Source organism: Paenibacillus germinis (genome assembly GCF_013141785.1).
Taxonomy (GTDB): domain Bacteria; phylum Bacillota; class Bacilli; order Paenibacillales; family NBRC-103111; genus Paenibacillus_E; species Paenibacillus_E phytorum.
The window spans coordinates 45,441-65,113 of sequence record NZ_WHOC01000045.1 but is presented as its reverse complement, the minus strand read 5'-3'; the positions used below and the strand labels follow the sequence as shown (position 1 = coordinate 65,113).

18 protein-coding genes are annotated in these 19,673 nt (G+C 42.4%); 14 read left to right on the top strand and 4 right to left on the bottom strand.

The features are described 5' to 3' along the window. Window positions 1-134 precede the first annotated feature (134 nt). The 8 genes from GC102_RS08675 to GC102_RS08640 all read left to right on the top strand — a co-directional run bounded on the left by GC102_RS08675 (window position 135) and on the right by GC102_RS08640 (window position 7,486). Entirely contained in the window at window positions 135-809 is a 675-nt protein-coding gene (locus GC102_RS08675; protein WP_171689136.1) for a response regulator transcription factor, read from the top strand. A 71-nt stretch (window positions 810-880) separates the two neighbouring features. Continuing rightward, window positions 881-2,224, top strand: coding sequence for a HAMP domain-containing sensor histidine kinase (locus GC102_RS08670; protein ID WP_171689135.1), 1,344 nt, complete (start codon window positions 881-883; stop codon window positions 2,222-2,224). Between the two features lie 91 nt (window positions 2,225-2,315). Beyond that, complete coding sequence (locus GC102_RS08665) at window positions 2,316-2,933, top strand: undecaprenyl-diphosphatase (RefSeq protein ID WP_171689134.1); 618 nt, start codon at window positions 2,316-2,318, stop codon at window positions 2,931-2,933. Then, window positions 2,891-3,451, top strand: coding sequence for a hypothetical protein (locus tag GC102_RS08660; RefSeq protein WP_171689133.1), 561 nt, complete (start codon window positions 2,891-2,893; stop codon window positions 3,449-3,451). The genes GC102_RS08665 and GC102_RS08660 overlap by 43 nt, the downstream gene beginning before the upstream one ends. A 28-nt stretch (window positions 3,452-3,479) precedes the next feature. Continuing rightward, entirely contained in the window at window positions 3,480-4,487 is a 1,008-nt protein-coding gene (locus tag GC102_RS08655) for an alkaline phosphatase family protein (protein ID WP_171689132.1), read from the top strand. Window positions 4,488-4,997: 510 nt separating this feature from the next. Further along, on the top strand, window positions 4,998-5,918 hold the full coding sequence (locus GC102_RS08650; RefSeq protein ID WP_171689131.1) for a hypothetical protein: 921 nt from the start codon (window positions 4,998-5,000) through the stop codon (window positions 5,916-5,918). Between the two features lie 91 nt (window positions 5,919-6,009). Next, window positions 6,010-6,747: an ABC transporter ATP-binding protein gene (locus GC102_RS08645; protein ID WP_171689130.1), complete on the top strand. Its 738-nt coding sequence runs from the start codon at window positions 6,010-6,012 to the stop codon at window positions 6,745-6,747. After that, window positions 6,740-7,486: an ABC transporter permease gene (locus tag GC102_RS08640; RefSeq protein ID WP_171689129.1), complete on the top strand. Its 747-nt coding sequence runs from the start codon at window positions 6,740-6,742 to the stop codon at window positions 7,484-7,486. Before GC102_RS08645 ends, GC102_RS08640 begins: the two co-directional genes overlap by 8 nt. Window positions 7,487-7,789: 303 nt before the next feature. Here the strand turns inward: GC102_RS08640 and GC102_RS08635 are convergent, their stop codons facing one another. Beyond that, a complete protein-coding gene (locus GC102_RS08635; protein ID WP_171689274.1) occupies window positions 7,790-8,299 on the bottom strand; it encodes a C40 family peptidase in 510 nt (169 codons plus the stop codon). Window positions 8,300-8,568: 269 nt separating this feature from the next. On the opposite strand from GC102_RS08635, the gene GC102_RS08630 reads away from it, so the two are divergent. Continuing rightward, window positions 8,569-9,171, top strand: a complete 603-nt coding sequence (locus GC102_RS08630; protein ID WP_171689128.1) for a DedA family protein — start codon at window positions 8,569-8,571, stop codon at window positions 9,169-9,171. A gap of 66 nt (window positions 9,172-9,237) precedes the next feature. On the opposite strand, the gene GC102_RS08625 is transcribed toward GC102_RS08630, so the two are convergent. Continuing rightward, complete coding sequence (locus GC102_RS08625; protein ID WP_171689127.1) at window positions 9,238-9,999, bottom strand: YheC/YheD family protein; 762 nt, start codon at window positions 9,997-9,999, stop codon at window positions 9,238-9,240. A gap of 16 nt (window positions 10,000-10,015) precedes the next feature. Beyond that, window positions 10,016-11,125 (bottom strand): glycosyltransferase family 4 protein, encoded by a 1,110-nt coding sequence (locus tag GC102_RS08620; protein ID WP_171689126.1) that lies wholly within the window; start codon window positions 11,123-11,125, stop codon window positions 10,016-10,018. Window positions 11,126-11,325: 200 nt separating this feature from the next. Between GC102_RS08620 and GC102_RS08615 the strand changes: the two genes are divergently transcribed. From GC102_RS08615 to GC102_RS08600, 4 genes are read left to right on the top strand one after another with little or no spacing between them, the layout of a single operon-like run. After that, window positions 11,326-13,578, top strand: a complete 2,253-nt coding sequence (locus GC102_RS08615; RefSeq protein ID WP_171689125.1) for a type IA DNA topoisomerase — start codon at window positions 11,326-11,328, stop codon at window positions 13,576-13,578. Between the two features lie 11 nt (window positions 13,579-13,589). Further along, window positions 13,590-14,288, top strand: coding sequence for a uracil-DNA glycosylase (locus GC102_RS08610; protein ID WP_171689124.1), 699 nt, complete (start codon window positions 13,590-13,592; stop codon window positions 14,286-14,288). After that, complete coding sequence (locus tag GC102_RS08605; protein WP_171689123.1) at window positions 14,285-14,590, top strand: YciI family protein; 306 nt, start codon at window positions 14,285-14,287, stop codon at window positions 14,588-14,590. Before GC102_RS08610 ends, GC102_RS08605 begins: the two co-directional genes overlap by 4 nt. 45 nt (window positions 14,591-14,635) lie before the next feature. Further along, entirely contained in the window at window positions 14,636-16,330 is a 1,695-nt protein-coding gene (locus GC102_RS08600) for a M3 family oligoendopeptidase (RefSeq protein WP_171689122.1), read from the top strand. On the opposite strand, the gene GC102_RS08595 is transcribed toward GC102_RS08600, so the two are convergent. After that, window positions 16,327-17,259, bottom strand: coding sequence for a zinc dependent phospholipase C family protein (locus GC102_RS08595; RefSeq protein WP_171689121.1), 933 nt, complete (start codon window positions 17,257-17,259; stop codon window positions 16,327-16,329). The genes GC102_RS08600 and GC102_RS08595 overlap by 4 nt on opposite strands. A 198-nt stretch (window positions 17,260-17,457) precedes the next feature. Between GC102_RS08595 and GC102_RS08590 the strand changes: the two genes are divergently transcribed. Then, a complete protein-coding gene (locus GC102_RS08590; RefSeq protein WP_171689120.1) occupies window positions 17,458-19,647 on the top strand; it encodes a PAS domain S-box protein in 2,190 nt (729 codons plus the stop codon). Window positions 19,648-19,673 lie beyond the last annotated feature (26 nt).

Genomic DNA, 19,673 nt, shown 5'->3' with positions numbered 1-19,673 from the left:
GTATTCTGGGGCTTTTGAATAAGAAAATATCCAGTTCTTCAAACTAGGTTGTGACTGGTTTACAGGGAAATTCTCATTCATTTCTCATCTACATAACTTATACTTAGAGGATTAACGAGACAAGGGAGATATCGATGAAACGGGTATTACTCATAGAAGACGAAAAAAACCTAGTTCGTTTTATTCAACTGGAACTGGAGCACGAATCGTTTGAAGTACAGACAGCTTATGATGGGAAAACCGGATTAGCATTAGCCCTTCAAGATCAATGGGACTTGATATTGTTAGATATTATGCTGCCAGAGCTGAACGGAATTGAGGTTTGCCGCCGTATTCGTGCAGCGAAAAAGACCCCAATCCTTATGCTGACAGCCAGAGATAGTGTTGTCGATCGTGTATCAGGCTTAGATAGTGGTGCCGATGATTATATGCCCAAACCTTTTGCCATTGAGGAATTATTGGCTAGGATAAGGGCTATTTTCCGTCGTATCGAACTCGATGGAAAAGACCCGCATGCTTTGCTTTCTTTTCAACATATTGATGTCGATATGGATGCCCGTATGGTTTATAAAGACAAGCAAATCGTTGAGCTTACTAAACGTGAGTTCGACTTATTAGTGATGTTCATGAAAAACCTTAATCTCGTGCTGACGCGCGATATGCTTTTGGATCATGTATGGGGATATGATTCGTTAGTGGAGACGAATGTAGTCGATGTTTATGTAAGGTATTTGAGGAATAAGTTAGATCAAGCTGGCGAGAATAGCTGTATTCAAACGGTTCGGGGAATCGGATACGTGATGCGATGATGGAACGATTAACTCGTTTAATTCGACAACTCCCCATCAAATGGAAGCTCATGTTAGGAGCAACAACACTCATGTTCCTTTTATTTGCAACCTATAATTTCTCCCAATATTTAGTTCTCAAGCAGTGGATGATGAATCAAGAGAAAGACAAAATTCAAGTTAGTATGGCGCAGCTTCAAGATTTTTTAAATGAAAAATCCAATACAATGGATACCTTGCTGATAACGGAAGCTCGACCTTACATAGAAAAAATGATTGGAAAAAATCAATTAGTACGCATTATCGGAAAGAATGGAGAGCCGCTCCTGACGGTATCGAATCATTTTGATGAAAATTGGGTTACACCTAGGACAGTGGAAGCACCAGAATTATTTGATACTACCCACCAGGAAGATCACATTCTCATTTATAGGAGTCCATTCATAACGACAAAGTATGTTGGAACATTAGAGTTCGCAAGTAATCTAGAAACGTTCGATCATTTTAGTCATACGTTATTCTGGGTTATGCTGATCGGCGGGGTGTTGGCTGTTTTCATAAGTGCAATTAGTGGTCTAGCTATTGCGAGGCAATTGATGCGCCCTATTCGAGCATTGGCAGCTACCATTCGAAGTGTGAAGGAGAAAGGGCTGACAGAGCGCGTTAGCAACATAGAAAATGGAGATGAAATATCCAGTTTAGCGCAGCTATTTAATGAATTGATGAATCAGCTGGAAGTCTCCTTTCGCCAACAAAAGCAATTTGTTGAGGATGCTTCGCATGAGCTGAGAACACCGATCACGATATTAGAAGGTCACTTGTCCCTCTTAAATCGCTGGGGTAAATCGGATCCTGAAGTCTTAGATGAATCCTTGCAAGCTTCACTACAAGAAACAAGGCGCTTGAAAGGGATCGTCGAAGAGCTTCTGACCCTAACAAGGGTAGAAACGCACCTCGATTCTGAAATCAATGAGCCAATTCAAATAGAACCCGTTATCCAAGAGACGCTCAAAAGATTTGAGGTTCTCAATCCTGAATTTTTATTTCAAGTGAATACGGAGAAAATGAGGGATGCCCTGGTATCCATAAGTCCGCTGCACCTGGAGCAAATCCTTCTGATCATTCTGGATAACGCGGTTAAATACACCATGCAAGATAGAAGGATCGTTATTGTGGGACAACGATTAATAAATGAAGTGCAAATTACCATAGAAGATCATGGAATAGGCATTCCGCAAGACGAATTGCCTTATGTGTTTGATCGGTTCTATCGTGTTGATAAAGCAAGAAATCGAGAGATTGCGGGTTCAGGGCTGGGGTTGTCCATTGCCAAGCAATTCGTATACAAGTATCAGGGGGAAATAAACATCCGAAGCAAGGAAAACGAAGGGACCACAGTTATAATTAAATTACCTATTAATCAAATTATGAAATAGTACATTTCTCATTTAGTTCTCATCTTCATCATGTAAAGTCAATGTAAATGCTTTTTTTAGAGCATTCAGTATAAATAAAGGAATGATGAAGATGAGCTTTACTCAGTTGGATTATCATTGGTTTCAACTTATTAATCAATACGGGAGTACCCTACCCATTCTAAACCCAATTATGCGTTTGTTAGCTTCTTATGCGGAGTACGTGTTTTACATCGGGATTGTCATTTATTGGTTTACTAGGCATGATGACAAGCGTAGAATGGTCGCTGAATCCCTTCTATCCGCATGTGTGGCAGTTTCTTTCAGCGGTCTACTTGCGCATTTCTTCTACCGGGATCGCCCGTTTGTCACACATCATGTCATTCAACTGATATCTCATCCGGCCAATGCCTCCTTCCCAAGTGACCATGCAATCGGCGCTTTCGTAATAGCTACATCCATTTGGATACACCGGAGAAAAGATGGGAAGTTATGGCTTGTATTAGCAGCAGGCATTGCTTTCTCAAGAATATGGACAGGGGTTCATTATCCATCTGATGTCATAGCAGGTGCTGTAATTGGAATTGCTGCCGCGGTTCTCATAAATCAGTTATTTAAGCGTTCGTCGCTGGCACTGAAATGGTTGACGAATTTCATCTATTGGTATGAAGCTGTTGAGTCCAGGATTTGGCGCAGGAACGAAGCGCCGCAATCTTCGGTAAACAAATGATGAATACATTCTGGGTGAAAGACCGCAAATGGGTGATTCTTAGTCTTGGAATTACACTGTTAATCGTACTTTATGGCGTTTGGACAATGTTCCATACGCCTTCTTCACAGTGGCACGATCGCGCTTTCAAAGGTTTATACAAAAATTATGGATCACAAGCAAGAATTTTGTTATTTGCCGTTCTGGCGTATTATGTGCTCAAAACTATTATACAGAGACGATGGGTAGAACAATGGCTTATACTGAAAAGAAGTAGTATTACCCTTTTGAGAATAACTCGGAAATTCCATACGCCTATCGCCATTCTTGCAATCGGTGTCATTTTTTTGCATATCGTGGGTGCTTTTCTATATGGTATCAAGCTAGACTTTGCTAATATCAGTGGACTGCTCGCAGGACTTGCCCTATTGCCTGTACCGATTGCAGGGGTATTTCGATCCCGAGGTCTTGATCGGAAATGGCATTTGCGATTAGGGCTAATCTTCGCTGTTTTATTTTTGATTCATGCATTCCTTTGATAAGAGGGGAATGAAGGGAGGACACCAATTGAAAAAAACATATATGGCAGTATCGCTTCTCATGCTAGTGGTGACAGCTTGTTCCAATCCGGATCAAGGTCATGTAGCGACATCAACCCAACCACAAACTCAAACAGCGACTCCCGCTGCATCGCCAAAGGCTTCCCCTGTAAATACGAATAAACCTGTTGCACAGGAAGTACCAATACCGACCTTAACACCTTCACCTAGTCCATCGTCCACGGCTTCAGCTCCATTGAAAGTGCCTAATCCGGCAGTTTCCGAAGGGGGTAAACCCGACCATGTTGTTATAGTTGTAGAAGAGAATCATTCCTATGAGAAATTGATTGGCAATGCCTCAGCTCCTTATATCAATACGTTGGCTGGACAAGGTGCATTCTTCACGCATTCCTATGCGGTAACACATCCAAGTCAGCCTAATTATTTCGTCCTATTTTCCGGTTCAGACCAAGGTGTTAAAGATAATTCTTGCGGCCATGCTTTTAAAACAGCTAATTTGGCAAGTGAATTGGTTAAGGCAGGCTATTCGTTTGCAGGCTACTCGGAGGATTTACCTGAGATGGGTTCAACCGCTTGTACGAATCACCAATATGGCCGAAAACACAGTCCATGGGTGAGTTTCTCCAATGTTGCCAAAGAGAGTAATCAACCTTTTGACCAATTCCCAAAAGACTTTAGCAAACTGCCAACGGTTTCATTCATCATCCCTAATTTGGATAATGACATGCATGACGGGACCATTCTAGGCGCAGATGATTGGCTGAAAAAACATATAGGTCCTTATGTAACCTGGGCTCAAAGCCATAACAGCTTGCTCATTCTAACGTGGGACGAAGATGATAATTCCAAAGACAATCATATCCCTACAATCTTTGTAGGACCTATGATCAAACCTGCCAAATATGATCAGCATATTACGCATTTGAATGTATTACGTACGTTAGAAGAGATGTATAAACTGCCTTATTTGGGCGGTACAGCTGATGTTACTACTATTCAAGGTATTTGGAAGTAAAGATAAAACCAATTAACTCACCGCCATTGGTGAAGCTGTTTGGAAGGGGCTGTCCCAATAGTCATATTTGGAAAATTCAGCTCCACTTTGGAATTTCGCAGTCTGCCTGCTACTTCCATTGGATTAATCCAATAGAAGTAGGGATTTGGCGCCTTAAAAGTCAATTCCATTGGATTATTCCAATAGAATTACGAATTTCGAAGCCTGAGAGTCGATTCCATTGGAAAAATCCAATGGAACTATGAATTTTGTTCTGAATACAGATTCGAATGTCCCAGAAGGTCATTAGGCTTTTAGGGTTGTCCTCAAGTAGAGATTTATCTACTTTTGGGACAGCCCCTTTTCTTTTTGTGGACAGAGAGTTAAGAAAGATTTAAGAAATGCTTCACAAGCACTTCACTTTTGCTGACTAAGATGTAGTTGTAAGCCCAGACTTTGAGCTCCACTCAAAGATCCGAAAGCGGAGAGACTTTGAGCTCCACTCAAAGATCCCTATATTAGGAGGAAAAAATGAAAAAGAAATGGTTAATGTTAGGTAGCGCTGTTGGAATCAGCAGTATTGTCATGGTGACGACTGGGTTTAGTGCATTGGCGAGTACATCTGGGTATGATGCCTATAAATCTGCTCTGAAAAACACCAAAACCGTTCAAAATGTAGCTGTACAAGCGTCAGCAGCCTTACAAGATAACGGTAATGTGCTTGCAAGTGCAAATGGAAGCTTCAAAGTGAGCCTGGATACGAAAACGGCAAGCGGAAGTGCAGATGTGTTAGCGAATGGCACCCAACAATCGCTCAGCTTCTATAAGCAAAATGATCAAACCGTATTTAAATCAAACGCTAGCGATGTGTATTTCGTGAAACAAGAAGGCGGAAAGAAACACAAACCCGAGAAAAAGCTGAATGAAACTGACATTCCTCAGCAAGTAGAGACCGTCATCGACGCTTTAGTTGGTAATCTGAAGGACTATGTGGCCGTTGATACGAAAGCGGATGGGTCTAAAGAGATCGCCATTCAACTTGACAACGCTCAGATTCCTACTGTAGTCAACGCTCTTGCACCGATTGCTATTAAAGAAGCAACCAAAGAAGAGAATGACGGTGAGACTAATGATGACGCTGTAAAAGTAAATGAGCTGCCGTTCAAAGAAGATTTCTTGAAAAACGCGGCTCCACAGCTGACACAAGATATCAAAATCGATAAAGTATCCATTAAGGCAACCGTAAATGCTAATAATTATATCTCTCATCAAGAAGCAGATTTAACGGTCTCTGGTAAAGATGATAGTGGTGCGGTGCACCAAGTTACCCTTCACCTTCAAGCGGATCTGTCCGGTTATAACAGCACAGCACCTGAAACCATTGATTTGGCTGGTAAAACCGTACAAACATTAAAACATGATCACAAAGGTAAACAAGGCGATAACGAATAATTATCAGCATTTGTAAACCTATTAGGTAACAGTAGATAGGCTTCCCTGTCCGAGCCTATCTACTTTATCTTATAAGAAAAGGGGAATCTTAGTGAACACCATATTAGAGACGGCTCATTTAAGCAAAGTATATGGCAATGACCGGGGAATTCGTAATATGAGTCTCCAGCTGCATGCAGGAGATGTATATGGATTACTGGGGCCAAATGGCGCTGGAAAAACAACGTTTCTAAAGTTGATAACAGGTTTAATTCGTCCAGATCAAGGGATGATCACATTGTTTAATGCCAATCTCGTAGAACAATTCGAACAAGGTATGCAGCATGTAGGCAGCATGATTGAATCGGCAGATTTTCATGACTTTCTTAGCGCATGGCAGTACTTACAACTTGTCGCCCGGTTCTATCCGAATGTCACGCCAAAACGAATAGAAGAAGTCTTGGATCTTGTGGGCTTGTTTAAAGTTCGTAAGGAGAAAATCAAAGGCTATTCAACAGGTATGAAACAAAAGCTAGCACTTGCAGCGGCTATCCTGCCGGAACCTAAGCTTGTCATCCTGGATGAGCCTACGAACGGGCTGGATATCGAAGGTACGGTAATGTTTCGAAAGTTGATTAAGCAGCTGTCCGATGAGAAGGGAACGTCTTTCTTAATCTCAAGCCATATGATTCACGAGCTAGAGCAGCTATGTAATCGGGTGGGGATTGTTGTAGAAGGACATTTGAAGAAAGAAGGGTATGTATCCGAACTGCTGCAAAGCAATCAATCTTTAGAGCAATTCTATATAGACGAACTTCAACTTTCCAAGGAGGACAAAGATTGTGCATAGATGGCGCGCTGGATACTTAAATGAACTTTACTTGTTGTTGTATCGGAAGAAAGTAGTTATGTTCGCTATCTTTTCAGCGATTCTTCCTGTTCTGCTTGCCATTTCTCTCAATGCCTTACAGCCAATTCTCGGGCTTATTGCTGTAAGCCAGTCCTTTCCGATTGAGATGTTAACGATTTATACAAGTATATGGATTCCACTGTTTATCTTAACGGTTACTGGCGATTTATTTCCAAATGAAGTGGCATCAAGAACGCTGAAGCTTGCGTTACTTCGTCCGAATTCACGCTTTCAAGTTTATGGAACAAAAGTCGCAGCTCTTGGTACAGGTATTGCTGGAATTCTGATTCTACTCGGCATTGTTACCTTTATCTGCAACCTATTTGCCGGGACATCAGCCAGTTTCACGGATTCGTTCCATATGTTGAAAGCTTACATCGCTGCATTTGTCTCCATGATTGCTTTGGCAGCCTTGTTTGTATTCGTTTCTCAGTTCTTCAAAAGTGCCAGCAGCTTCTTGGTCTTTTCAATCGTGCTATACGCGGCTGCTAAAATTGCTCCATTCTTGATGAGCTCTATTGCTGCGTTTTCACCTGCCTCCTATACGGATTGGCATATGTTATGGCTCAGTCAAACCGTTTCCATGGGTAAGCTATTGACTACGTCTCTGCTCCTGATTTCCAGTTGTATGTTGTTTTTGGCACTTGGTTACTATAAATTTGATAGAAAAGAAGTATAAAAACGGGGAATCTACTCATGTCCATTCGTCTGAAGTTATTGCTATCCTATGCGGCGATGCTGCTAATTCCACTTGTTATGATGATGATTACAGCTATTCTATTGGTCGTTGTTTTTAAAGGCGATTTCCAAAGTATCCGCGATCAATATGGATCTGGTATCGGACTATTCGAGAATCAGAATGTGGAACATACGCTTAAAGATATGAAACGTTCCTCGGAGAAAAATCCGTCTATCCTAGCCGATTCAGCGTACTTAGCGGATATTGATCAAGAGCTTCAGTTAAGCAATTCAAAAGTAAGGCTTAATTCAACACGCGGCGAGCTGTTTTGTAATTTTTGCTCCACCAACCGGAGTTCATATCTGAAATTGTTACGCCAGGCTTGCCGTACGTGTGAAGAACCTTACCATTACCCATATAAATACCGACGTGATGAATGGGTGAATAGAAGAAGACAAGGTCTCCTGGCTGTAGCTGATTTCTAGGAACGAATGTACCTACCTGTGATTGCTGCTTGGATGAACGGGGCAAACTAATCCCATTCTTCCCATATACATATTGCGTAAATGACGAGCAGTCAAATGAACTTGTAGTGCTTTTCTGTGCTCCGAACTTGTATCTCACGTCAAGGTACTGTTGACCTGTAGAGATAATACTATTTGCTTTCCCAGACATCGCTGTTGAAGCTGCTGTTATAGAAGCTGCGCTTGCAGCATGTGCTGATTGTGGCGCCGCTATTAGATTAGCTGTTGCAAATAAGGATACACTAAGTGAAATTCCTAATAGCGATTTACTTAGGCGGTTCTTTCTCATGTTGTTCATGATTGATGTCCTCCTTCAGGATCGTGTTTTAGGCTTCCACCTGGGATAACCTTAACACATCCAGAATGACCTATAGATTACCAACGATAGGGGAATACTAGGTCAAATCAGGAGGATACGAGGTTTATTAGAAAACCATGAGAATCCAATGAGGCCAAAAACCTTGACAAGAAAAAGACAAGGTCTTTTCCACTTCTCATTTTACTCTCATGCTCTTCTCACATTCCTATGGTACGATTATTACGAGGCAGGTGAACAAAATGAATCATCATACTATGATCAATTTAATCACCCATTATGGCTATCCGGGTATATTTTTGTTACTTTTCATTGGCATTATTGGCATACCGCTTCCGGTTGAGATTATTCTGCTAGGAGCAGGATATATAGCATTAAAAGCTAATTTACACATAGGTGGCATCATCGGCTTTGCTTGGCTTGGTGCTTGTGCAGGGATGACACTTAATTACCTGCTTGGACAAAGCATTGGTTTGAAGCGTATCAGCAAGGTTACCAAGTGGATTAAGCTTTCCGAGAACAGATTAGAAAATTGGGCAGAACTTTTTAAAAAGCATGGTGCCATTTTACTTTTAGTTGGCTATTATGTAGCTGGGCTAAGACATGCCGCTCCTTTCATTGCAGGGGCTACGAGAATGCGGTTCACCAAATTTATGAGTATCTCATACTTTGGCGCATTGGCTTGGATTTTGGTTATTGTTCTTCTTGGTCAAAAGCTTGGAAAAGCGTGGCACCACATCTATACACAATTCCATCATCCAATATGGATTATTGTCGCGGCTCTTATTATAGGTCTTGGCTTGTTAACTAAGATAATGGTTCGCCAACGCCGTCTAACCTCATAAAGCAAATAAACCTCCAGCCCCATTCAAGTGGGATTGGAGGTTTTTACTAACATTAGGAAACAAGAGTTACTTACGTTTTTTGGGTAAGAATCGGCCGTTCGCTCGCGAATAACGCAGTACTTTGAAAAACATTTTTTTATCATTTAATTGGTTAAATATAAAGGGGTCAGGCGCTGTATTTACTTCTAGTACCCATGGTTTTAAATTTTTATCGATACCAATATCAACACCAAGTTCTTTAAATCCCGGATAAACCTTCTGGTAATGCGTTGCGATTTGATATCCTAGATGTCGCAAGCTTTTGATATAATTATATTTTTTCGGATTCTTTAAATAAGGAGCAAGTAATAATTCTAATGGCAGCGGTTTGCCGCTATTATGAAAGTTCGTTACTATTTTTTGCGGATGAGCAACTCGACCAATATAACCAGTAGCTTCCCAAGCTTTCTTAGGGCTTTTTTGTACCATTATACGTGTGTCGAAAATTCTCTTTTGATGGGTTAAGAGATGAATGCCTTGCTGAACCAAATAGGATCTAGCTAACTTGGCTTTGTTTAGGGCACTGAATAAACCTGAAAAAGTTCCAAAGGATTTAGCTACTTTACCGGACTGATATCGATAAGTCACATTTTTCTCTACACGAATAACGCCCTGCCCGAAGGAGCCATTGATTGGTTTGACATAAACCATCTTATGTTTATTTAGCATATCAAGCAGGTTCTTTTGACTATAGATTCTTGTTTCCGGAACAAATTTGCGAAGTTCTTTGTTTAATAAAAGAACTTTCGTCTTGACCCATTTGCTGCCTACTGTTCTAGCTCGATTCATGGACATAACAGCCCCTCTACGTGGAATTTTTCGTCGTATAAATCTTTTCTAATTTGCTTGCAGTGGCTCGCCAACTAAATTTTCTCGTTACATCTAGTCGGGCTTGCTTGGTCAGTCTTTTGGCCTTAGAAGGGTCTTTGGCTAGTTTAATAATTTCTTTGGCAAAAGCCTTTGGGCTTCGATAATTCGCCACTAAAAGTCCGTTATGCTCATGCCGAATAATTTCAGGAATCCCGCCATTTCTGGAGGCAATCGCTGGAATGCCGGATGCCATCGCCTCCACATTCACTAAGCCAAACGCTTCATGACCTTGAGACGGGCACACGAAACAATCCCCGGACTGATAGAAACGAGGCATTTGACTGCGTGAAACGTAACCCTTGAACGTTACTGGGATTCGAAGTGAGGAAGCTAATTTTTTCAAATATTGCTTGTAGCTTGGCTTACCAGTCCCGCCGGCTATGTGAAGCCTCGCTGAAGGGATGGATTTTCTAACGATTTGTGTAGCTTTCATCAGGACGGGAATTCCTTTCCTCGGAATCAACCTGCCTGCAAATAGAATGACAAATGGCCGGCGACCGCCAGTTGAATACTTTTTCTCTTTACGAGGACGGAATTGAGCGAGATCGACGCCAAGATGAACGTAACGAACCTTATGACTGATATTTGGGAAGGTTCGTTTCAGGTGATTTTGCAGCGAAAGACTGTTGCCAATGATGCGATTAGCCCCACTGAGATCGCTTGCTGCTTGCTTTCTGGATGTCATCGGCGAGGATATAAATGTCGTTGAATGTAAAAAAACAGAGATAGGCGTATGTGGGAATACTTTTCTCACGGCATGCACAAATCTAGGGCGGTTATCGATTTGAATCCTATCGTAATGATGCCCTTTGACAGTCTTCAGTACATTAGATAAATAAGCTTTTTTATTAGCACCGGGTACTCGAATAATCGTAATATGACCTAATCTGCTTGTCTTTGGGTAGTTGGAGCGCAACCGACTTATTATGGTCACTTTATGCTTGGAAGATATTTTTTTGGCGATTTGGTATATACAATGCTCCACAGAGCCTCCTACGGGAGGAGGGACGGGGATTTGTTCAGGAGCAATAATCAGAATATGCATAATAAGAACCTTCACCTCTTGGCTTCATTTGACGTTTCTAGTTATCATATTCAAAGGAAGTGAAGGGACTTGGAGTAAAGTCTACTTGTTAAAATAAAATTTTTCGATCGTTACCATATTGCAGCCATTTATAAAGTGGGATACACTGAGGCGACAGATTCTGATCTACTTAGAAAGTTCAATTAAGGAGCGATACTCTCTTGAAGACATTAATTATTGCGGAAAAACCCGATATGGGACGTAATATAGCCGCCGCAATAGAACCCAAAGCCAAAAATCTCAGGTCCCATCTAGAGGGTGAGCAGTACATCATCACCTGGGCGATCGGACACTTAATTGAGTTGGCTGAACCTGATCAATATGATGATAAATATAAAAAATGGAATATTAATCACTTGCCGATTATTCCTGATGAATTTAAGTTGATTCCAAACCCAAGGACTTACGATCAGCTTAAAGTGATTGCTGAGCTTGCGAAGAAATGCGATATGCTTGTTAATGCGTGCGATGCTGGGAGAGAAGGGCAGCACATCTTCTCGCTTATTCAGCGGCATCTTAAACTGAATCAGCCTGTTAAGCGACTCTGGATTTCTGATTTAACCTCGGAGACGATTCGAAATGGCTTCGCTACATTAAAAGACGGTGCTGAATACGAAAATTTAACGCGCGCCGCACGCTCACGCAGTGAAGCGGATTGGCTAATCGGCATGAATGGCTCACGTGCATTCACAACGAAGCATAACGTGCTGCTTTCCGTTGGCCGAGTTCAAACGCCCGTGCTTGCGCTTATTTATGACCGCCAGAAGCAGATTGAAGCCTTCTCTTCGCTCAAATTTTATGAACTGGAGGGGCACTTTACACAAGGCGAGACGACGTATAGAGGCATGTGGCAGGGAGAGCGCATGACGGACGGACCGAAGGTCGAGGCGCTTGCTGCCAAGGTCAAAGGGAAACCAGCACGGATTATTTCCTATGAAGTGAAAGAGACGAAGGAATACCCGTTCAAATTGTATGATTTGACGCTGCTGCAGCGTGAGGCAAATGGGAAATACTCCTTCTCGGCGAAGAAGACGCTGGATACGGCTCAGGCACTTTATGAGAAGCATAAGGTCATTTCTTATCCTAGAACCAATTCCAACTATGTGACTGAGCAAAATATTCCGGAAATGCACAAGTCCTTATCCGCTTTACAAGGAACGGCTTACCACGAGCTTGTGCAAGGGGCAAACCGAAATCTGGTGCACAAAAATAACAAGTTTATTTGCAATCCGAGCAAAGTTGAAGATCACCATGCGATTCTTCCGACGAATCGCAAAGCTTCAGGACTGAGTCCGGATGAACAGAAATTGTACGATTTGATTGTAAGGCGTTTCTTGTCCCAGTTCTACCCACCGGCTGAGTATAAAGTTCATACAGTTATGACTGAAGTTGAACAAGAAATGTTTAAAACAACGGTCAAAGAACTACTCCAATTAGGTTGGAAGGTCATTTACGCCGATCAGAAAAAGGAAAAGGCGAAGAGCACGAAGGGCAAGGAGAAGGAAGAGGAAGAAGACGAAGAGGTTGAAGTAAACGAGCCTTTCTCCATCGATCCGCAGGGGAATGTCCTTTGCCATGACGCGATCGTGAAGGAAAAAGATACGCAGCCGCCTAAGCATTTTAATGAAGGAACGCTGCTCAAAGCCATGGAAAGCGCAGGCAAGCAGATTGAGGATGAGGAGCTCCGCGATGCGATGAAGGATTCGGGACTCGGGACTCCGGCAACTCGTGCAGCGACCATCGAGCGTCTCAAGAAGGTTGGTTACATCGATATGCAGGGCAAGAAAATCGTCCTGACCCAGAAAGGGCGAACGGTTGTTGAATTAATTCGCGGCGCAGGCATTGAGCTGTTGACTTCACCTGAGATGACTGGGCAATGGGAGCGCAGGCTGAACGAAATTTCCCGAGGAACAGCTTCGGACGAGCAGTTTATGCATAACGTCAAAAGATTCGCAACGCTTATCGTTGATAAGGTTCGCGTGCAGGCTAGAGCTTCCAAAACAGCTTTCGAAGGCGAGACGCCTCCTGCAGCTGCACCGAAACGCGGTTCTGCACGATCGAGTGCGGCGTCAACAGGTGGCACCAAAACAGCAGCTGCAGCTAAGAAAGCGGCTCCTGCTAAACAAACAGATGGAGCTAGTACGTTCCTAGCTACTTGTCCAAGACCAGGGTGCGGAGGCTCCCTTTTCATGGGACGTAAAGGTTACGGCTGCTCGCATTATAAGGAAGGCTGCAAATTCGTCATCTGGAAAGAAAGCTTTGGCCGAAATCTAACGGACGCTCAAGTTCAAGCGCTCGTAAATAAAGGGAAAACGACGAAGCTGAAGCTCGTACTTGCTGATGGTACAGCTGCGGATGGACGAATCGTGCTGAGAAACATCGATACGGGTGAGCTCGGTACGGAAACGGAGTGATAGGAGGAAGAATGGTGAGACATTTAACGAACGACTGGGCTTCTTTATTGGGGTCAGAGTTTCAAGAGCCCTATTTCCATGCTTTGCAAAAATTTCTCAATGATGAATATACGTCACAAACCATTTTTCCTGAGCAAGATGAGATTTATAGTGCACTTCATTTAACATCTTATGCGAATACCAAAGTCGTTATTTTAGGACAAGATCCCTATCACGGTAGAGGCCAAGCCCATGGCCTCAGTTTTTCCGTTAAACCGGGTATAGCGACACCGCCATCTTTGCAAAATATGTATAAAGAATTACAGTCTGACCTTGGCTGCTTTATCCCTGATAACGGCTACCTGAAGGCTTGGGCAGAACAAGGCGTGCTGCTATTGAACACGGTTCTAACGGTAAGAGCAGATATTCCGAATTCGCATAAGGGAAAAGGGTGGGAACGTTTTACAGACAAAATCATAACGACGCTAAGTGATCGGGAGAAGCCGATCATTTTTGTGCTTTGGGGAAGTCATGCACAGGCCAAAGAGCGTCTCATCCATACAACGAGGCATGTTATCATAAAATCAGTTCATCCAAGTCCGCTCTCTTCGTATCGCGGATTTTTTGGCAGTAAGCCTTTTTCGCAAGCGAATGCGTATCTTAGAGATCTTGGGAGTTCGGAAATTGATTGGCAAATACCAAATTTATTTGTGAAGGAGCGGGAGTCATGAGCGACAATAAAGAATTCATTTATGTCTTACGATTAAAACCTGCTTTTCTAGACCGCAGTGTTTGGACAGAAAAAGAAGATAAAATTGTTGAAGAGCACTTTCAATACCTTTTACAGTTGAAAGAGGAGGGGGAACTCATTTTAGCAGGAAGAACACAAACTTTTGACGAAAAAACATTTGGCATTGTTATCCTGAGGGTGGATAATGAGTTAGAAGCTACACTGATCATGGAACAAGACCCTGCTGTTGCTAATCAACTTATGACCAGTGAATTGTTTCCCTACAGTATTGCAGTTATGTAATTAGTCTGCCAGTTTTTCTGGCGAAAAATCAAAGGAGTGAATCCAATGAAATTTCAAGAATTTAAGTACGAAAGACCCGATTTTAGCGCTTTTGAAATTAAATTTAAAGAGCTTTTAGAGGCGTTTAAACGAGCAAATTCGTTTGGCGATCAAGACCAAGCGATGGAAGCGATCGTTAGTCTGCGAAGTGAGTTGGAATCTATGGAATCTATTGCCCGGATTCGTCACAGTGTGGATACAAATGATGAATTTTACAAAGCTGAGCAAGAGTATTTCGATGAAATTGAGCCTCTATATCAAGGGTTGATTACAGAGTTTTATAAAGCACTCATTGAATCCTCTTATCGTTCAGAGTTAGAAGTCAAATGGGGGAAGCAGCTGTTTACGATTGCCTCCTTATCATTGAGAACGTTTTCGCCGGAAATTGTTGAAGATCTCGTACAAGAAAACAAACTGGCCAGTGAATATTCGAAGCTGCTTGCTTCTGCGAAGCTCATTTATGCAGGGGAAGAACGAAATTTATCCCAACTCGTGCCTTTTCAATTATCAACAGACCGAAAAGTCCGTAAAGAAGCGAATGATGTGAAATATAGCTTTTTTATAGAGAATGAAGCGAAATTGGATGAACTGTATGACCAGTTAGTGAAGATTCGTGCGCTCATCGCTAAGAAGCTCGGATACAGCAATTTTGTTGAACTCGCGTACGCTCGTTTGAACCGCTCTGATTATAATGCCAAAGACGTGGAAGTATTTAGGAATCAAGTTCTTGAACACATTGTACCGGTGGCATCCAAACTAAAGGAACGGCAGAAGGCTAGAATCGGGGTAGACTCGCTGCACTATTATGATGACAAGTTTGGTTTCGCCTCAGGGAATGCGACGCCAAAAGGCGATGCGGATTGGATTGTGGAACAAGCTCGTAAGATGTATGCAAAGCTATCCCCCGAAACGGATGAGTTCTTTACCTTTATGATCGATAACGGTTTGATGGATCTAGTGGCTAAGAAGGGAAAACGCGTAGGTGGTTATTGCTCTTATATTAGTACATACAAAGCACCGTACATTTTCTCTAACTTTAACGGAACTTCAGGTGACATTGATGTCTTAACGCATGAAGTAGGTCATGCTTTCCAGGGATATAGCAGCCGAGAGTTTCAAGTACCTGAATACATATTTCCGACCTTGGAAGCCTGTGAAATTCACTCCATGAGCATGGAGTTTCTCGCTTGGCCTTGGATGTCGTTGTTCTTCGAGGAAGATACAGATAAGTATAAATTCAAGCATCTAAGTGAATCGCTCTTATTTATTCCATACGGTGTTGCGGTTGATGAATTTCAACATCGGATCTATGAGCAGCCGGAACTGACACCCGCTGAGCGTAAGCTAGTTTGGCGCGAGGTTGAGCGCAAATATTTGCCTCATCGTGTCTACGAGGATAACGACTATTTGGATAGAGGGGGCTTTTGGCAGCAGCAAGCCCACATTTACAAAAGCCCGTTTTACTACATTGATTACACACTTGCGCAAGTGTGTGCGTTTCAATTCTGGAAACGAGCTAATGAAAATCCAGAATTAGCTTGGGAGGATTACTTAAGACTTTGTCAGCAAGGCGGAAGTCTGAATTTCACAGAGCTTGTTCAAGTCGCGAAGCTAATCTCGCCCTTCAAAGAAGGCTGTGTGGCATCGGTAATTGGTCATATCGATTCATGGCTTGATCAGGTTGATGATGCAAAGCTTTAAATCATAGGCTGGACATGAGTGATTTGCAGTCCGCTGTCACAGTCCTTGCCAGTTTCATAGGAGCGATTACCGAGAACTTCTTCTAAGGCTTGGTAATCAGCCGAAGAACCTCGTTGTAAGGCTTGTATGGCTGCCTGGAGAACGATTTGTCCATCTTCCATCGCAATATCCCATAAGTCCCAAATGCTGTATGTGTATGTTTCATCTAATGATGTAGGACAATTCCAAACCGTCTTGGCTTCGTTTAAATAATCAAGCGGAGCCGGATGCTTGGTATAGACCAACGGCGAGATTTGACCGAAGGTGAATAACCGTTTGATTCCTTTCGGATCGTGGAACAAGCGTTGAGCTCGAATCATGTCGATGTAAGCATCGTTCCAATCCTTCTCAGAAACCTGCGATGCATGGTCAGGATAGTGAATGGCAGCAGCGTGGGCAAGCGCTGGAACAATACCGAGGGGCAGAGTTTCTCCAACATATATTTCTTTCCATACAGGCGTATTCCATGTCTGTAGTCCAAGTTTGCGACGAACAATGAGTGTGTCCATGATAATCTCAAATCGTTGGTGATCCCATTTCTTGAAGCCTGATTTGTAAAAAACGTAGGGATGCATGTTGCGGTCGAGAATATGGTGTGTAAGGAATCCAAGTGCATAAACAACAGCGGGATTATACAAGCCCCTGCCTTGCATATGGGAAAGTAGATCCATCAAGAACGGACCGCATGCTTTCGTATGCATGAGACTTCCCAATTGATTGAGTTTCTTGTCTTTTTCCCAAGGTAAGAAGTTATGATAGAACAAGAAATCGGGTCCTTGGCAGCCCAAGGAGAAAACATGTCGCAGCTGCTTATCACTAAGCATATTGGCATGCCCCAATTGGTTCATTGATTCTTGACCGAAAATCAGATGTGTCCAGATGTTAGGCAATTGTGCTCCTCCTAATTAGTGATGTACGAACATATGAAAGAACCATTTTATTTTATCATAAAGAGGAATTTCAAGGGCACATTTCATGAACTATTTGATCAACCAAGAGCTGTTGCGGGAGGAATAATCTTTACATCGTCGAATTCAAACATTTGGTGATGGAAACCATCCATGTATTTTTAAGATGGAGGATAAGGAATGGATATGCTTTCGAGAACGGAACCGTCATTTGCCACGGTATTCGAATTCACAACGATGGGCATGGCGATTATTTCACTCAATGGACAGTGGATGAAAATGAATAACAGCCTAAGCGCGATAACTGGATATTCGGAAGAAGAATTATTATATACGGATATAACTGCGATCTTTTTGTCCGAAGAGACCGACAAACTGCTTCGACATTTAGAGCAATTGTTGTCCGGGGATTTACGCTCCTTTCAGATCGAACAAAGAATGAAGTCAAAAGAGGGGACAATTATAAGGGTGGAATGCGGGATTTCGCTAATTAGAAACTCTGATAATGAACCTCTTTATTATATGGCCCAAATGAAAGATCTCTCGATAAAGTCCGAGATGGAACGTAAACTTGCGGAGAGTGAACAGCGGTATAATTCATTAATTGAGCATAATCCAGCGGGGATCTTGACAAGTGATTTGAATGGTTTGATCTTAAGTGTGAATCCTGCTATGGAACGGATTTTGGGTTACACGAAGACGGATATGGTGGGACGGTCCATCCATCATTTCTGGGAACAAGAGGATCAAGCAGAATACCCGACCGATAGTGCGCTCTTGCAAACGGATAATTATATGCTTCGGGTTACGCATAAGAGTGGTGAAAAGATTGAATTAGGCTTAAAAAATGTGCCGATTATTGTGAATGGGATAACGGAAGGCGTTTATATTATCGCTAGAGATATCACCCAGCATAATAAAGACCGTGAGTCCTTGAGAGTTGCGCAGCAGGACCTGCATGACACAGTTCGCAGACAGCAAGGAATGACCATAAAGTTCAGACAAATGCGAGGGAAATTCATTCATACCTTATGTGACGGTGAACTTCTGTATAGACTCGGCTATAAGCCATCGCATATCCTTGGCAACGGCTTATACGAGATATGGCCATTTTATATGGCTATCAATATCGATAAGTATTACCGCAGGGCATGGAGCGGGGAAGAAAATGTCATGTATGAAGCCACATTCCGAGGGATTACGTATTTGACATCTTTACGTCCCATTTTTGAAAATGGCCGCGTGGTTGAAGTGATCGGCTCTTGTGTGGACATTACGGAACGTAAACATATGGAAACGGAGCTTAGAGATACGAAGGAGCTGCTGGAATCTTTTATTAATAATACAACAGATGCCATCTGCGTACTCGATCAACGGTTTAAGGTTATTTCTGTCAATTCAGCCTATGAGAAAGTATTTGGTTGGAATCAGGATGAGCTTCTAAATCAACCATTGCCCATATATCCAGTTTTTTTGGAAGAGCATCATAAAGAAATTCATGACATATTGAAAGCAGGTAATCAAATTTCGGGGTTAGAGACTGTTCGGGTTCGCAAAGATGGACAACTCATTCATGTAAGTGTGACCAAAACGCCAATTAAGAATGAGAAGGGCGAGATTATCGGGTTCGCTGGTATTACGCGAGATATTACGGAACGGAAACGAACAGAGGAATTGTTGCGTAAATCGGATAAGCTCTCTGTCGCAGGCCAGTTAGCCGCAGGTCTTGCTCATGAAATAAGAAATCCGCTCACGTCACTCCGAGGCTTCTTACAGCTGCTGCAGAACGATATGAAGGGGAAACAGCACTATTTTGACATCATGCTGTCCGAACTGGATCGGATTAATTTCATCGTTAGCGAATTCCTCGTCATTGCGAAACCGGAAGCTATTCAATACAAAAGAAGTGATTTGATAAATATATTACAAACCGTAATAGCGCTGCTTGATACACAGGCTAATCTTTGCAATGTTCAGCTTTTGCTCGAGTTTGAGTCTGATATTCCGGAGTTCATTTGTTCCGAGATGCATCTTAAGCAATTGTTTATTAATTTGGTGAAAAATGCGATTGAAGCCATAACGAAGGATGGACAAATTAAGATTACCGTTTCCATGCAGGGCAGTGAGATGATCCGAGTGAGGACTCAGGATAATGGATGCGGCATCCCAGAGGAGCGGGTTAAGCAATTAGGTGAACCTTTCTATACAACGAAGGAAAAGGGCACAGGACTCGGTCTAATGATGTGTTTCAAGATCGTTGAAGCGCACAAAGGCACAATGTCGATTCAGAGCCAAATTGGAGAAGGAACTATTATTGATGTGTTTTTGCCGACGCAGCCGATAAGTAAGGACATAAGTGAATTCGAATAGCATGAATGTAAAAACCGCCAGACCTG